We start from the raw sequence: 15,019 nt of genomic DNA on the forward strand, positions 1-15,019 counted from the left end.
GGGTTGTGTCGCGGCATCGGATGACGTTCTGCGATTGAGGAATAGAGTTCATTCAACTGACTCCGAAGGCTCATCTGGCTTGGAATTTGCATCTGCGATCTCGGTCAACGTTTCGCCAACGTTCGACGATCCTTCTTCAATCAAAACCAATCGGGCAATTCGCCGCGTGAGCGTATTGATTCGCTTCAGGTTCTCTATCAAATCCGTTTCCAATTTGTAGGTTGCGAGTCGATTGGGCTCGTCAGCCACCAAACGTTTTGCCAAATGTTCAGCGGCAACATCGGACAGCTGGTTGACTCTTTCTTTACTTTCGATCGCATCCAGAGCCGACTGTCGATCGCCGGTTTCCAGTGCCGTCATGGTTTTGCCCTGAGCTTGAATGACTTCCTGTTCGATCGGATTCAGCACTGCCACGGTCGACGGGCTGATGCCAAAGCCTAGCGAAATTCGTTTTCGCGCGTTGACCAGCATTTCTTTGTCCATGACATCGCCGATGTTCTCAAGGTAGTTCGCAATGCCAACAAACTCGTGGATCATTTTCGGCTGGGGATCGATCAGGTTTTGCTGGGAAAGTTTGGCGAGGTAGGTGATGATTTGCCCGTACAACAAGTCGACGTCGTCATCCAAACTTGCGATCCGCTGGATGTCTTCCGTTTTGCCTTGCAAAGCAACGCCCATCGAACTGCCCAGCATGTTGCTGACAATAACGCCCAGTCGGACTAACTCGCGACGGGTTTGGTCGAGAGCCAGTGAAGGTTGTTCGAGCAGTTGCTCGTCGAGAAACTTCGCTTTCATTCCAATCTCTTCCGGCCGTTCGGGAACCAACCAGTTGACCAGTTTCGCCATCGGTCCCGTGAACCAGATGAACAGAAAAGCATTGCCGACATTGAAAAGCGTGTGAGCGTTTGCGATTTGACGCGGAGTGTCGGCCGAGACCCTTGCGGCATCATCAAGACCGCTTGAAACTGGCGATATTGCTCGCACGAGGTCAGCGAACTGATAGATGAAAAACATCCACAGCAAAACGCCTCCCGCATTGAAAATTACATGGACCCAGGCGGCTTGGATGGCCTCTCGGGAACGCCCCATCGCCGAAAGAATCGCGGTCACACAGGTTCCGATGTTTGCTCCAAAGCACAAACCGATTCCTGACTCCAGTGAAATCATGCCTTGACTGGCCAGAACGATCACGATTCCTGTCGTCGCTGATGAACTCTGCACAATGGCCGTGAAAACGGCGCCGATCGCAATCGCCAAGAGAGGATGCTTCATGTTCTGCATCGCGTCGATGAACGGAGGCCATGCTCTAAGCGGACCGGTCGCGTTGCTCATCAGTTCCATGCCGAAGAAGATCAGCCCCAAACCCATCAAAGCCATGCCCCACTGCTTACCTTTGTTTGTTTTGGCGACGATGTCAGTCAGGAAGCCGACGGCAATCATCAACAAGCCGTACTTGTAAACCTGGAACGCAATTATCTGAGCCGTGATTGTCGTGCCGACGTTGGCTCCAACAATGACCCCGATGGATTGGCTTAGTGAGAGCAAACCGGCGGAAATAAAACCGACGATCAAAACGGTTGTCACTGAAGACGACTGAATCACCGCAGTCACGATCATCCCCGCCAAAGCAGCGGTGTATCGGTTAGCGGTTAGTTTGCCCAGCAGCGTTTTCATGCTGCCGCCGGCTACCGTTTTAAGGCTTTCGGTCATTTGTCGCATGCCGAACAGAAACAACGCCATTCCGCCGCCCAGTCCTGTGACGAGTGCGCCAATCTGCAGATTCGAAGGATCGGCGAGTTCGGACATTTGTGCTTTCTGTGGCGAGGAACAATCGGACAATCAACGCCGATGAACCACAGATTTTACTCTTGCCACGATCCGGCTACACGGGCTGTTCCAAACTATTTGAACATGGACAGGTTCACCGAAGAAGCTCGAGGCATCCAGATTCGCCTCGGCAACTGAGAACTACCAAACGACGTTTGCCATCAGGGTCGCGCAAATGAGAAACGGGAAAATCCCCCAACGAACCGGGAGAGAGTCGACAACAGTCAGGTCGTTGCGACTGCGTGCGGCGACAAAGGCGATCGCCAACCAATGCGCAGCGACCGCAGCAACGCAAATGCGAAACCCGCGTCCACCATCGAGCAACAACGAAGACAGCACCAGGCAGGCCAGTTGGGTCGATGTGATGACCAAAAAATGCGCGCGAACATGATTAAATTCCATATTGCGTGATTGCATCGTCGACTGTCCCGTTTTGAACAAAACCAGCTGTTCTCTCACTGCCAGATTTTTTCAAAGCCCGTTCGTGTCGGCAACCCGGGATGAATGAAAAAGCGTCAGCGAATTGGCATACCACTCGCCATAAGAGTCACTCGTTCGATTTTGCTTCAATGCCACGAAACAATGCAGCAGCACCACGTTCCATGCTAGTCGTGATGGGTTTCCCAAACGTCCGCCTGCCGGGATTCCATCGGCAGCCTTTGCAATCATAACCGTCGCTACAGAAAGTGGGACAGTCTATCAATCGGTAAGAATTTCGACCAAACGGAATGTCGTTGAACAGTCGGCGAATTAAGCTCGTATTGGGCATATTTCATTTCTGGCTTCGAGAAACCAGGCAGTATCAATGCACTCACACGAAATCACTCTAGGGCTTGCCTTTGGGTTGGGGGCACTTCACGCATTGGAGCCAGGGCATGGCAAGACCGCGATGCTGCTGTATCTGGCGGGCGAGCGGCGAAGCTTGCTCCACCCTCTGGTCATGGGGCTTTCCAGTGCCCTGTCGCATTCGCTTTCGTTGATCGGCATTGCCGCAATCGTCCATTTGACTCATCACCTGGTAACCGGCGACCACCATCATGCCGACGAAGGTGTCACCGATGTCATGCGATGGGTAAGTGCAGGCATCGTCTTGATCGTTGGTCTTTGGATGTGTTGGTCGGCTTGGAGGTCAAAGCCTGCTCAGTGCGGATGCAGCCAACACAAGCATGAATGCCACAATCCTGATGAAGCTCAGTCAAACTCTACGAAGACAAGCTACTCGATGAGCGCTCTGCTTGGGGCCGCGTTTGGTTTGATGCCTTGTCCGTCGGCGATGGCGGCTTACTTTTCTGGGCTCTCGTCGGGATCGCCTGTGACTGCCTACATCGTCATCGGCCTTTTTGCGGCCGGAATTGCAACCTCTTTAACCCTGGTTGGAATGGTTGTCCAGCTGTTCGGGAATCGTTTTACGAACACAAGTTCCCGGCTGTCACGATTGCCATGGAACTATATCCGCGCTGGCTTGATCACGTTGATTAGGTTGGTTTACCTGGGGCATGTCGCATTGTACTAGGTCGCGTTGAATAGGCTGAGCCGCAGTGCGCGTCGCATAGTGTGGCGTTGGATAAAAATCGCGAATCGCGTTTTTCATGGTGCAAGAGCCGATCAAGATCCAGGCTCTCCAATGTTTACGTCGGCGCCGAAGTTGTCGGTCTCTGATGCGGTAGTGTGAAACGAGCTCAGCTTTGAGAATCTCCGCACCCAACTTACAAAGCCGCTCTTCAGAAGGTGGTCTTCGAATCGCGTGAGCTGGAGCGAAGTGGACGTCCTCACGCAACAGATCCCCAGAGGCACAGGGGGTAACTGTAACCAATTGCACAATGGGACATGTTATTCAGACGAGATTCGTGATTTTGCGAAATGCTGTTGCGGCGGGGGTGTATGTGCAATAGGATTGCATCTAGTGTTTCTCCGTATCGTTTTTATGGATTGGCCAGACGCAATGGACAAAGCAAGACACGGCCGCGTTCGGACGGCTTTTACGCTGGTCGAATTACTGGTTGTAATCGCAATCATCGGAATTCTGATCGGAATGCTTGTGCCAGCAGTTCAAGCAGTTCGAGAGGCTGCCAGACGCACTCAATGTGCGAACAACCTTCGGCAAATCGCACTTGCAATTCACAACTACGAATCCGCAATTCAGAGGTTTCCTGTCAATCAAATCGGTCCTGGGATGCCAGATGGCAGCGGGGGTTTTTCGACAGGATATTACAGCTGGTTGGTTACATTGTTGCCGCATTTAGAACAAGGGAATTTGTATGAATCGTTTGCGCTCAGTCAAAACAACGGAGACGGTGATGGCTACAAGGTAAGTGAAGCACATCACAACGCAGCCGCCGTCAGGACTCTGGTCGGCGCCTTTATTTGTCCTTCCGACCAACCCAATCAAGACAACACCATTATTCTCGGCACCGCCAATCCTGCCCCCGGTAGCTATGCTGCCAATGCTGGTTGGCCTTCTTTCGCGACCGGTTTCGGTGGGGAGCGTTCGACCCCCGGTATGTTTAATGGGGCCATTCCTTTGCATCATCCGTCGGCAAGTGTGACATGGCACGGCAAAAGTGATATCAGCTTCAATTCGGTTACCGATGGGACATCGAACACAGCTTTGGTTTCTGAGCGACTAATTCAGCCAGGCAACAGCGGCGATTCGATTGATGGCGGCGATGATCGTCACAGATCACTGTGCATTCTGGCCAGATATGAAACTTTGTCGGCAATCAATGATCAGCTGGCCAGTACTCATGCACACATTTTTGAATCAGCTCACATCGGTCGTTCGTGGTCCAGCGGGTGGCCGCTGGTGGCACCGACTTACATGCACACGCAACCACCCAATGGTTTGATTGGCCACTACGCCAACGGCAGTAGCGTTACGGAAGGCAACTTTATGATTAGTCCAAGCAGTCGGCATTCAGGCGGAGTCAACGTGGCGTTGATAGACGGTTCCACTCATTTCGTGACAGACCAAATTTCACTCGAGGTTTGGTGGGCTATTGGAAGTCGAAACGATGGTCGTGCCGAGACGCTTCGCGACTGACCTGTTCTCTCTATACCCCGATATTTTTCACCTGATTTACGTGGAGACCCAGTAGATGAAACTACGAACTATCTTTTTCTTGACAGCGATAACATGTTTGTCTTCGACTGCATATGCTCAACATAACGATATCGAATTCGGTTACGACAACACGGTCAGCCCGGCCGGCTTTGTGCTTTCCCCTTTGGGCTTCAACACAACGACAGCAGAAGGAATCGTTCTTGTAAAAAGTAACATGGAAGAACTGGACCCATTTACAACAGGAGATTTTGCTGCAGATCAGCCAGGATTTACGAACAATTTGGCGGAAGGACTGCTGGTGAATCCGGATGACTCCATCTGGTTCAATGCGCTCGATGCATCGGTGCATTCCAGTTTTGGCGTAGGATACGTGAACTACTTCAATCCTCTGACTAATTCACTGGAAGCCTCCGGCCGCTTGCAAATCGAGGACAATGCCGGCAGCAATACAGCCAATCTGGTATTGGATGGCGGATTGATCGAATCCGGAACCAATCCGCAATTTATCGGTCTGGCGAATAGCAATGGCTACGTGCACGATCATATTACCTGGGATTTGCTGGATGATGCAACTGCGCCGCTTGGTGCTTACGGGATCCTTGGCCAACTGCAAAGCGACTATGCTCCCTTGGGTGGAGGCACAGATTTGTCGTCTGATCGTTTTTGGATCGTGTTTAATCATGGCATGTCGTCTACGGATTTTGAGAATCTGGCTTTACCCCAATATGGGGTTGGCGCAGTTCCTGAGCCGGGAAGTTCAGTGTTGATCGGATTGACAGTTTGCTTTTTTGTGACTCGTCGACGGCGCATGGAGGGGCTGAGTCGGGCGAAGTGAGGCAAGTTTATGAAAACGGTGAACCTCGAAGCGTTTCTGTGCTTTGGCTTTCTATTGAGCCAGGCACTGAAGCAATTCGCTTTCAAATTCGGTCCACCCCGACGTCTTCCGATCGAGAATAATTTCCAGGCGACTATCACGTCGATAGGCTGACTCGAAATAGCCAGTCGCATCTTTGGCGCGATTAATCGTCCACCAATCGTTTTGACATCGAAAGACTCCTTTCAATCTAACGATTGGGCGGACGTAGCCCAGCAGGTCGAGCAGTTTGTCCCGGTCAAAAATGTCATCGACGTGGAAGATCCAGCCGCAGGCATCGTACCCTTTACCAGCGTTTTGAAAACGCAATGGGTTCCGCGGAGTAGGCTGCCGATGAACTTCGCCATCTTCAGTCTGTTTTTCAGGGCCGTATTCATGGTGAGTGCTACTCTCGGAACTTTGGGGGACCAGCGGGAGTGCTGTGCTCAGGGTGCTCGGTAACGGGTGTGCATCAGCAAAAAGAGGAAATCGGTTGATATCAAACTTTCTGTCCAGCAGATCAGTGTCAATCGCGCCAAAACTCGATTCAACGATTAGCTGTTTCGATGGTCTGAAACTTTCTACCCAGTCGCGACATTGATCTATCAGTGTACGCTCACGGATATCCGACCAGTTCAGAACGACGATGTCGGCCAATTGAACTTGATCTTGAAAAACTGCCGTTTCACGCCAACGAGGATCTTCCCAATCTTTGGGATCGATCAAACAGATAATGTTGCGGAGGTCAATGACATCGGCAAATTCCGGACTACGCAGTATGTCGACGACCTTCGCCGGATGGCTCACGCCCGAAGGCTCGAAAATCAAGCGGTCGGGCTTGGTGCGTCGTATGAACTGGGCAAGCAGGGGTTTGAAAGTGAACGCCAAAGTGCAGCAGGCGCAACCGCCTCCCAGTTCCTCAACGGCGATGCCTGTTAAATCGTTGCCGACCAGCGCGTGATCAATCGAGACCTTGCCGAACTCGTTGATCAAGATCGACCAGTTTTGTCCACTGTCGCGCTGCTCGATCAGCTTTGCAATGGCCGTCGTTTTTCCCGATCCAAGAAATCCGACAATCAAATTTGTCGGAATTATCTCTCCTCTTTTCCATGGCACTTCTTAAGATTCTCCTCGCGATAAGGGCAGATTTGGCTCGACGGAACTGACTTCTATAACTGGTCATCCAAGAGCTTGTCAACAATTCGTAACACAAGCGAAAGCGTCTGCGCTAATTGGATCGCCATAGGTCAGCGATCGATTTCCAAAACGGGTGGTGAAGCACGATTGCTATCAATAGCAACACCGTTGGACTGTAGCCTGGTAGCGTTCGAGTTTTCGAAAAGCATCTACAAATCGTCGCCGCCACGAGAAAAATAGTTGAGACCTGCAGAAGGGCTTGCCAGCCCAGCACAACTCCAGTCAAGCAAAACGCAAACGTCAGAATCGACAATTTTCTGGCAAAAACGACGACGCCAAAAACACGCCCGAACAACAAGCCAGCAACGCCGCCAACCATTACCTTCAGCAGTTGATCAACCCATGGGCTGAGCTCGATGGACAGGCCAGGCAGATGCTCGAAAAGGGGGACCGGGTGGAGGGGAAGATACGCAACGGCCGCCGCAATGAATCCAAGGCCAATGGTGATCGCGAACGTCCGCTTGAGTGGCTGTTGATCCCACTCCATGAGTGCCAGTACCAACATGGCGCACATGAAAAAGCAATGAAACAAATAGATCCCAATTGCAGGCCATTTCGGGTAGAGGATAATCCACAGGATTCCCTCATGATGGATATCCATCAGCGGTACGTTGTTGCAGCCGGTCACAAGCTCATAGAGGAAAAGGGAGCCGAAGATGAATGCGGCAACGATTTCGACAATCAGGTAGCGAGGTGAGATCGCGCTCGAACAGCTTCGACATTTACCGCCAAGGTTGACGTAGCTAAAAATCGGCAGGTTGTCGATTCGACTAATCTTGTTGCTGCAATTCGGGCATTGGGAGTCGCGCAACCCAATCGGCTCTCCTCTGGGAATACAGTACGCAGCAACGTTCAGAAAGCTTCCCAGGCATGCACCCAAATATGTGAAAACACCAAACACCGCCAATTTTGCGGTTCGAAAAGCGGCCTCATTTACAAGGTTCCAGTTTGGGTCATTCAAGTCCGGTTTCTTCCCGCTGACTTCCACACTCCAGAGCGAATCGAAAGCCGGGATTGCAACAACGTAGATCATTGCCGGAATGAGCAAGATTCCCCACGCGAGCGCCTTCAATAAAACTGCACGAGTGCTGGAGCTTATCCAGGCGACTGTTTCAAACGCCAAGGCTACCGCAAGACCAAGCAGCAACAGGAAAACGGACCAATCCGGAATCCCGGAGTTCTCAACTCCCGAGATATCATCAGGACTGATCGAAAATGCAAATACGTTGGCAGTCATCAGCCCAACGACCACAACACGAATCATCTGGTAGCCATGTGATGTCAGCAATGTGCCAAGCACAATCAGGCTGGCAACCAAACAAAGAAACGCCGCTTGATGTTTTAGCGAACCATTCGCGAAACAAATCACCAGCGGCACGATCAAAAGCAACAGGAAAAGCCGGGCGTACTCGCCGATCAACGAGGAGTCGTAGGGCGTGATTCTTCTGATCGGGGCCTTTCTTGACGTGCCATGTAGAGCCGGCTTCCAATCAGTCAATTCAGTTTCGTGTGGCATGCATTTGGTTGGTGAGAAGGAATGTGAAGACCAAGCTAGCAACAACCGCAGAGGCAACCATAACGCCGGTTCAGAAGGTGTCCGGAAACAAGTGCGAGGCCACCGATTGGTGTAAGCCACGGAGCGAGTCGGGTTAGCCAATCTTTCTTTTGTTCGGTCGCTGATGCAACAGAAGGCTCAGTCGCTTCCTCACTGGCGGCGCAAGAGGCACAATCACATCCGCTGTCAGGCTCTCCGTTTGCCATGGCAGTTGTGCTGTTTGCTGTTGTGGTGGCTGTCATCGAAGCACCTGATTCACACGACGGGCAACACTCGCCAGCCAGTCCAAATGCCGCAAACGTAATCATGGCCAGCCCGACTGCACCGATGGAAACAGGAATCCAGTTTCCGTGCTTTCGAATGCCAGGAATGAAAGCAACGATCGCGATGAGAAAGCAAATCAACGCCATCCATTTGTGAAATGACTCGTCTGCAAGGAAGCTAAGCCCCAAGGCCGGCAAATAGGCGATGACGAAAGGCATCGCGGCACAATGAATTGCACAACCGACCGAAGCGACAATTCCCAATGAATCCCGCCAGGTTGAATCAGGTACGTCCAATGCATCAGGGTTTATTGTAGTCAGGTTCATTATCCTAGCCTTGTTTTGCGGTGCTCAAAAACGCTGAAGGGGTCATTGCCACAGTCGCCAGGTCCTGCCGAGCTTGCACTGCATGGAAAAGAGTCCAAGCTGGCAAGTTGAGGAATCCATGCTTTATGCTACTTTATCGCATATGCATAACGTGTGCAAGTGTGCGTTTGGGTATCGGCGTTCTGGTTGGTCAATTCCCGCGAAATCGCAAAAAAAAAGCACAACGAACGATCAGCCGTCCCTGGACCCTTGCTTATTCATCGATTCTGCGAAGAGTCCGTCTAATGACCTGTAGCATCTTTATGCTAGAATGAGCTCGTAAGAACGCGCGATTGATAGTCGGGATCATGAAGCAGCAAAAAACAGAGAAATTGTCGAACGAATTTGAAGCCATCAAGCAGGCTATTCGCGATGCGGGGCTGCGCGCAACGCCAGCGAGAATTGCAACGCTTAAGTTATTGCATGGCGCCAGCTCTCCGTTAACTCACGCGGAAGTTTCCGAAGAGTTGCATGATTTGGGTGTCGACAAAGCTACCGTGTTTCGCAACCTCAACGACATGGCAACCGCCGGCTTGCTCCGGAGAACGGAGCTTGGGGATCGAGCCTGGCGTTTTGAGCTGGTTTCCGACGCAGACGATGAGCACGGAGCGCATCCGCATTTCGTGTGTGTGGATTGTGGTACGGTCTCCTGCATGGATCAGATCAAACTTACCGCCGGAAGTATGCGGCTAAGCAAGGAATTTGGTGATGTCACCGAAATCTTGCTTCGAGGACACTGCAAAGATTGCAGTTAACGTTCCTGTAGATCTTCAGCGCTCCGCCCTTTTCTTCATCCCCTGACGCGTCTGACAAGCGTACCGCCAGGAAGCGATCCATCCGTACCGGGATGGCTTGGGCTTTCCCCCAATCCGATTTGCTAATCCGATTGCCACCTCTGAAGCATCGCAACCCGTGCAATGTTAATGTGGGCACGTTTACGGGGGCGGTACCAGTGTTGTCCGATATTGCACTTGCAATGAGATTGCATGTGTGTACATTTCTTGTTTGGTGTTGACGCGAATTCTCGAGTGCCGCAAGGAGTCCCAGACATGAATTTTCAATTGAACCCGGAAACGTTTTCCAAAAAACTTCCAGTTACGGTGCTCAGTGGATTTCTCGGAGCAGGCAAAACCACACTGCTGAATCACATTTTGTCGAACCGCGAAGGGCTGAAGGTCGCAGTCATTGTTAACGACATGAGTGAGGTCAACATTGACGCGGCTTTGGTGCGCGATGGCAACGCTCAGCTTTCAAGGACCGAGGAGCAGTTGGTTGAAATGTCCAACGGATGCATCTGCTGCACGCTGCGGGAAGATCTGCTGATCGAAGTCAAAAAACTTGCTCAGGAGAACCGATTCGATTATCTGTTGGTTGAATCAACCGGAATCAGTGAACCGATGCCCGTTGCCGAGACTTTTACTTTTGAAGATGAAGACGGCGAGTGCCTGTCCGATGTGGCGGAATTGGACACAATGGTGACCGTTGTTGACGCCGCGAACTTTTTGAGGGACTTCGGTTCGTGGGATGATTTGAACGATCGAAGGATGGGGCTCAGCGAGGAAGACGATCGCAACATCGTCGACTTGCTGGTGGATCAGGTTGAGTTTGCAAACGTGATTATGGTGAACAAAACCGATTTGGTAACACCGGAGCAAACAGGTTTGATCAAGAAGATCATCAGCCAGCTAAACAGTTCGGCCATTGTTCTCGAATCCACCAAAAGCGAGGTCCCACTCGAGAAAGTCCTCGGCACAGGCCGCTTCAAGCTTGATGCCGCACAGGAAATGTCATCGGACTGGCTCGCGATTCCACGCGGTGAAGAGGAAACCGAAACCGAGGAGTATGGCATTTCAAATTTTGTGTTCCGCAGCGATCGTCCATTTCATCCTCAACGGCTTTGGGACGCGGTAGGTGATGACATGGAAGCCGGTCTGTTTCAAAACGTGTTGCGAAGCAAAGGGATCGCGTGGATCGCTTCACGTCATGACTGGGCCTACAATTGGTCCCAAGCCGGTTGTTCGGTTCTGCTCGAGCCCGCCGGATTCTGGTGGGCTTCCGCTCCGAAAGAGTCGTGGCCTGAAGAGGAGGAAGTCATTGCCGAGATCAAGGATCGAATGATTCACGAATACGGTGATCGACAACAAGAGCTTGTTTTTATCGGCCAAAATCTCGATCAGGAACACGTAACTCGCTTGCTCAATGGCTGCCTGTTGACGGATGAAGAGTATGAGCTTGGCCCTGGTTCATGGGAGCATTTTAACGATCCAATGCCACCGATCGAGTTCGACGAGGAGGATTACTCCCAAGGCGAGTACACGAATGATTCGTAGTGAGCATTCCTGCTCGTAAACATGTAAACCCCTTGTTTGATCATCCGTTGCATGCACCGACAAGTTCTTAGTCTCGTTTTGCTCGCCGTCCTGATTCCATTGGTGAATCTGGGGCCGTCTGTGCATCACCTGGCATGTTTCGGATTGCACGGTCAATGTGAGCATTCTCTCTGCTTAACTGATCACCATCACGGACACTGCTGCGATGGCCATCGTCAGCCAGAAAGAAGCTTGGCAGGTCCCTCCAACGCTGAGCTATTGTCGGGCTACTCGGAAGACGAATGTCCGCTCTGTCGTTTCTTTTCCCATTTCAATGCAATTGTCACACAGCGCATTGTGGGTATCGCGTCGTACCGCTGCAGCGAAGTGGTCGTATGTAATTCAAGAGCCGCTTTTGCAAGGCGAGTACTTGAGCATGCTCGCGGCCCACCCGGTTCTTCCATTTAATGCGTTCATAGTTTTTCGTTCGTCGACTTTGACGAATGCGACTCGGCATCGCCCACGCGTATTCACGCCCGCATTCCGGTGGCGTGCGAAAACTCTGCAAACGCATTGTCTTTGAAATGAAGTCTTAATAACGATTGTGGAAGCGTCTGCGCTGATGTTGCGTGCGTTCCAAACTCTCAATGATTCTCGGTGTCAATCGGCACCATATAGATGGAAGAACAACAAGATGATGATTCAAACTGGAACTGTTTCAGGGCCACAACGACGACTCGCGTTCACGCTTGTCGAGCTGCTGGTCGTGATCGCGATTATTGGAATTTTGATCGGTATGCTGTTGCCAGCGGTGCAACAGGTTCGCGAAGCTGCTCGCAGAACGCAGTGTGCCAACAACATTCGCCAACTAGCTCTGGCTGCACACAACCACGAAAGTGCGCATATGCATTTTCCGTCTCCCGCGGCCGGATCTTTGGAAGGCTACTCATTGATTTCAAAAACGCTCCCATTCGTGGAGCAAGCCAACCTGCATTCCCAGATCGATTTTGATCAGGATTTGCTGCAGGGAGTGGCGTGGAATCCAACCATCAATCCTTTCTATGAGACGCTTGTCGGTCAACGAGTACCCGTTCTGGAATGTCCCAGTGAGAACGGGGATCCAATGCTTGAGGGATCGGGCGCGACCTGGTCAGGTTCAAATTACTTTGGCAACTCAGGTACTGCGACGGGTGTGCTTTACGTAACCTCACAGCCGACAGACGGTGTTTTTTGGCGAGGATCGAGAGTCGGATTTGGCGAACTATCCGATGGTTCATCCAATACGGCGTTCTTCGCGGAAACCCGGTTCGGGCTCAGAGGCGATTCGACAAGCGACCTGATCGATGCCCAAACTCAGATGGCACGCGTCAGCGGAGGAGCGCCCGGATCCGTTTCAGCGGAAGACCTTGTCGCGCAGACTCCTACTCGTTACGAGGGAAACCGCGCTGGACAATGGATGCGTAACTTGCCCTATCAAGGAACGGTTAACGCATTCTTCACGCCAAATTCGCAACGGCCGGATGTCGCGTTTCATGGTGACTTCATGTCTGCCTCCAGAAGCAGTCATCCTGGCGGCGTCAACGTTAGTCGCTGCGACGGAAGCGTCAGCTTCATCGCCGAAAACGTCGACTTGGCTACATGGCGAAACTTCTTTGACCGCGCTGATGGCGAAGTATTGGGGGGATTCTAATGTTTGGATGTTACATACACGGCGAGGATAATTACTCATTGAAACAACCGATTTCAAGACCTGCGTCAAAGACTTGGTATTTGGCGTTTATTGTTGCTTTGGCGTTGGTGATGTTGCAAAGCATCGCTGCCCTTGCAGAAGAAGGAAATGCTGGCGACGGATCAACTGACAAAGCTGCCTGGTCCAGCTTTCGCGGAGCTGGAAACAGCACGGTCTCTCCTGATGCCTCGATCCCTTTAAAATGGTCGCCTGGGAGTGGCATTTCGTGGCAAGTAGAACTGCCAGGATACGGTCAGTCGTCGCCACTGGTCTTTGCGGGCAAGGTGCTGGTAACCGCTGTCGAAGGTCCGCAAAAGGAAAAGAATCTGGTTGTTTGCGTTGATCGCGAATCAGGTGAAACGCTCTGGCGCTACGATCAGTCGACCACGCTCAAGGGTCCATCCAACTTCATGTATTCGAGGGCAGCTCCAACGCCGATCGCGGATCGTTCGCGAGTAGTTGCCTTCTTTGAGTCGGGTGATCTTATTGCCGTCGGTTTGAACAGTGGCAAAAAACTGTGGAGCCGTGATCTCAAGGAAGAACTTGGTCCGCTCAGTTCGCGGCATGGCCTCGGCAGTTCATTGGCCCAAACGGATGACCTTTTGTTTATCAATCTGGAACATGACGGCCCATCTGCATTGTTGGCAATTCAAAAGTCGGACGGTGCAACGAAATGGAAATCCGAGCGACCTTCGGGGAGTTCATGGAGCTCTCCGGCGGTGATGCAGCGAGGTGATCAAACGCAAGTCGTTGTCAGCTCCGGTGGCGAAGCCGCAGGCTACGATGCTGAAACTGGGAGAGAGTTGTGGAAGATAATCGGATTGGCGGGGAACTCGGTTCCTTCCCCTTTGGTTGTGGAAAACCGGATTTACCTTGGGGCTCGATTGCCCGAATTTGGTTCCGTAGCTACCGCTGCCAAAAGCAACCTTTGCCTCGAGTTTGAAGAAGGGGCAACCGAGCCCGAAGTAGCTTGGCGAAGCAAACGATGCGTAGCGGACTATGCCAGTCCTGTTGTTTGCGGCGACAACGTCTTCCTGATCAATGGCGATGGGATTCTTGGATGCCTGGACAAAAACACGGGTGAAGAAAAGTACCGGCAGCGACTTGGGATGGTGTGTTGGGCTACGCCGATTGTGCATGACAATCACTTGTTCATATTTGGAAAGAATGGAAAAACGACCGTTTTGAAAGCAGGCGGGCAATTCTCAAAAGTTGGTGACAACCACTTGTGGGACTCCGCCGATCCGCCACGTCCTGTTTCCTATGTCGAATACTTTCCGTCGTCTGGCGGAGGCGGACATGGACACGGTGGTCATGGAAGTCATGGCGGCGTGCAAAAGCAGCCCGCTGGTCACGCCAAGCACGCGAGCGGCGCCAGGCATTCTGGTGAATCTAAGCCCGGGACTCACAGCGGCGGTTATTCCGCACATGCGGCAGGGAAGCGCTCTGATGAACTTGGCGATGAGACAACTCCGGGGGCTGGAATGTTAACGGGAATGCTCAAACGAGACGTCGATGGCGATGGCTTGCTATCGGGAGACGAGATTCCCGGCCGTCTCAATACGGTCATGGAAAACATCGACCTGAACAAGGACGGAAGGCTCGACAAAAGCGAACTCAAGAAGATGGCCGACAGTTTTGCTGCCAAGCGGAAAAATTCAAAGCAGTCGTCACGCGATCCGATTGTCTACGGTGTTGCCGCTGACTCGAGCGGAATCATTGTTCGGACAGGCACGCGACTGTATGCGATTGGAGGCGGTGCGAGTGATAAATAGTTCATTTCTCGGCCGACGCGATGCCACAAAGACGAGGCGGCACTTCCTGTTGGGATTTGCCGCTGTCGTCTTTGTCGTTGGATG

Annotated in this window: 12 protein-coding genes; 7 read left to right on the forward strand and 5 right to left on the reverse strand. The window is 52.0% G+C overall.

Translation table 11 applies throughout. From position 1 onward, the window contains the following. Positions 1-48 precede the first annotated feature (48 nt). Positions 49-1,806: a Na/Pi cotransporter family protein gene (locus MFFC18_RS11770; RefSeq protein WP_075084577.1), complete on the reverse strand. Its 1,758-nt coding sequence runs from the start codon at positions 1,804-1,806 to the stop codon at positions 49-51. Between the two features lie 162 nt (positions 1,807-1,968). Continuing rightward, positions 1,969-2,244 (reverse strand): hypothetical protein, encoded by a 276-nt coding sequence (locus MFFC18_RS11775; RefSeq protein WP_148618827.1) that lies wholly within the window; start codon positions 2,242-2,244, stop codon positions 1,969-1,971. A 388-nt stretch (positions 2,245-2,632) separates the two neighbouring features. Here MFFC18_RS11775 and MFFC18_RS11780 point away from each other — a divergent pair, with 388 nt between their 5' ends. The 3 genes from MFFC18_RS11780 (at position 2,633) to MFFC18_RS11790 (ending at position 5,723) form a co-directional block, all read left to right on the forward strand. After that, on the forward strand, positions 2,633-3,340 hold the full coding sequence (locus MFFC18_RS11780) for a HoxN/HupN/NixA family nickel/cobalt transporter (RefSeq protein ID WP_075084580.1): 708 nt from the start codon (positions 2,633-2,635) through the stop codon (positions 3,338-3,340). A gap of 429 nt (positions 3,341-3,769) precedes the next feature. Continuing rightward, positions 3,770-4,867, forward strand: coding sequence for a DUF1559 domain-containing protein (locus tag MFFC18_RS11785; RefSeq protein WP_162273953.1), 1,098 nt, complete (start codon positions 3,770-3,772; stop codon positions 4,865-4,867). A gap of 55 nt (positions 4,868-4,922) precedes the next feature. Further along, a complete protein-coding gene (locus MFFC18_RS11790) occupies positions 4,923-5,723 on the forward strand; it encodes a PEP-CTERM sorting domain-containing protein (protein WP_148618829.1) in 801 nt (266 codons plus the stop codon). 51 nt (positions 5,724-5,774) lie between these two features. Here the strand turns inward: MFFC18_RS11790 and MFFC18_RS11795 are convergent, their stop codons facing one another. From MFFC18_RS11795 to MFFC18_RS11805, 3 genes are all read right to left on the reverse strand, one after another. Then, positions 5,775-6,857, reverse strand: coding sequence for a CobW family GTP-binding protein (locus MFFC18_RS11795; RefSeq protein WP_238381267.1), 1,083 nt, complete (start codon positions 6,855-6,857; stop codon positions 5,775-5,777). A gap of 112 nt (positions 6,858-6,969) precedes the next feature. After that, on the reverse strand, positions 6,970-8,454 hold the full coding sequence (locus MFFC18_RS11800) for an A24 family peptidase (protein WP_075084583.1): 1,485 nt from the start codon (positions 8,452-8,454) through the stop codon (positions 6,970-6,972). Between the two features lie 35 nt (positions 8,455-8,489). Then, entirely contained in the window at positions 8,490-9,083 is a 594-nt protein-coding gene (locus tag MFFC18_RS11805; protein ID WP_075084584.1) for a MerC domain-containing protein, read from the reverse strand. 371 nt (positions 9,084-9,454) lie between these two features. Here MFFC18_RS11805 and MFFC18_RS11810 point away from each other — a divergent pair, with 371 nt between their 5' ends. The 4 genes from MFFC18_RS11810 to MFFC18_RS11825 all read left to right on the forward strand — a co-directional run bounded on the left by MFFC18_RS11810 (position 9,455) and on the right by MFFC18_RS11825 (position 14,935). Then, positions 9,455-9,877 (forward strand): Fur family transcriptional regulator, encoded by a 423-nt coding sequence (locus MFFC18_RS11810; protein ID WP_244949109.1) that lies wholly within the window; start codon positions 9,455-9,457, stop codon positions 9,875-9,877. Between the two features lie 294 nt (positions 9,878-10,171). Next, on the forward strand, positions 10,172-11,452 hold the full coding sequence (locus MFFC18_RS11815) for a GTP-binding protein (RefSeq protein WP_075084610.1): 1,281 nt from the start codon (positions 10,172-10,174) through the stop codon (positions 11,450-11,452). A 673-nt stretch (positions 11,453-12,125) separates the two neighbouring features. Further along, positions 12,126-13,121: a DUF1559 domain-containing protein gene (locus MFFC18_RS11820; RefSeq protein ID WP_087149654.1), complete on the forward strand. Its 996-nt coding sequence runs from the start codon at positions 12,126-12,128 to the stop codon at positions 13,119-13,121. A gap of 38 nt (positions 13,122-13,159) precedes the next feature. Continuing rightward, positions 13,160-14,935 carry an outer membrane protein assembly factor BamB family protein gene (locus MFFC18_RS11825; protein ID WP_162273954.1) on the forward strand — a complete coding sequence of 592 codons (1,776 nt, stop codon included), beginning with the start codon at positions 13,160-13,162 and terminating at the stop codon, positions 14,933-14,935. The last annotated feature ends 84 nt before the right edge of the window (positions 14,936-15,019 follow it).

Source organism: Mariniblastus fucicola, from assembly GCF_008087665.1.
GTDB classification, from domain to species: Bacteria; Planctomycetota; Planctomycetia; order Pirellulales; family Pirellulaceae; genus Mariniblastus; species Mariniblastus fucicola.

Coding starts and splice junctions, on each gene's coding strand:
- MFFC18_RS11805 (WP_075084584.1), bottom strand. CDS start 9,083: ATGAACCTGACTACAATAAACCCTGATGCATTGGACGTACCTGATTCA.
- MFFC18_RS11790 (WP_148618829.1), top strand. CDS start 4,923: ATGAAACTACGAACTATCTTTTTCTTGACAGCGATAACATGTTTGTCT.
- MFFC18_RS11800 (WP_075084583.1), bottom strand. CDS start 8,454: ATGCCACACGAAACTGAATTGACTGATTGGAAGCCGGCTCTACATGGC.
- MFFC18_RS11785 (WP_162273953.1), top strand. CDS start 3,770: ATGGACAAAGCAAGACACGGCCGCGTTCGGACGGCTTTTACGCTGGTC.
- MFFC18_RS11780 (WP_075084580.1), top strand. CDS start 2,633: ATGCACTCACACGAAATCACTCTAGGGCTTGCCTTTGGGTTGGGGGCA.
- MFFC18_RS11770 (WP_075084577.1), bottom strand. CDS start 1,806: ATGTCCGAACTCGCCGATCCTTCGAATCTGCAGATTGGCGCACTCGTC.
- MFFC18_RS11815 (WP_075084610.1), top strand. CDS start 10,172: ATGAATTTTCAATTGAACCCGGAAACGTTTTCCAAAAAACTTCCAGTT.
- MFFC18_RS11775 (WP_148618827.1), bottom strand. CDS start 2,244: ATGCAATCACGCAATATGGAATTTAATCATGTTCGCGCGCATTTTTTG.
- MFFC18_RS11820 (WP_087149654.1), top strand. CDS start 12,126: ATGATGATTCAAACTGGAACTGTTTCAGGGCCACAACGACGACTCGCG.